Here is a 442-nt window from a genome sequence, read left to right on the forward strand (position 1 = left end):
GATGATTGGCGGTAGCTTATTCTGGGTGATGGTACTGGTTGTCCCCTTAATTATTGTGCCTGGGCTATTGGTGCAAAAAAAACTGGCCAAACTGGCGCAAGAAGGCATGCGTGAATCCTCTATCCGCAATGCCATCTTAGTGGAAGCCGTACAGGGAATAGAAGACATCAAGCTACTGCGCGCTGAATCACGCTTCCAGAACCAATGGAACCACATGAACGAAGTGTCAGCTGATATTAGTATGCGTCAACGTAAAATTGTGGGGGTATTAACGGCATGGACCCAAAAAATACAAGGCCTAACCTATGCGATTGTGGTTCTTGTGGGATGTTTTGCTGTGATCAAAGGCGACATGACCACCGGTGCTTTAGTGGCGTGTTCGATTTTATCTTCTAGAATGTTGGCCCCCATTTCTCAAATTACCGGTGTGTTGGGACGATTA

General features: G+C 46.6%; 1 protein-coding gene. It reads left to right on the forward strand.

Translation table 11 applies throughout. From position 1 onward, the window contains the following. Positions 1-442: ABC transporter transmembrane domain-containing protein (locus IAE19_RS16490; RefSeq protein WP_265092555.1), on the forward strand; the 442-nt coding region annotated here is incomplete at both ends.

It is taken from the genome of Acinetobacter sp. S40, from assembly GCF_016624705.1.
GTDB lineage: Bacteria > Pseudomonadota > Gammaproteobacteria > Pseudomonadales > Moraxellaceae > Acinetobacter.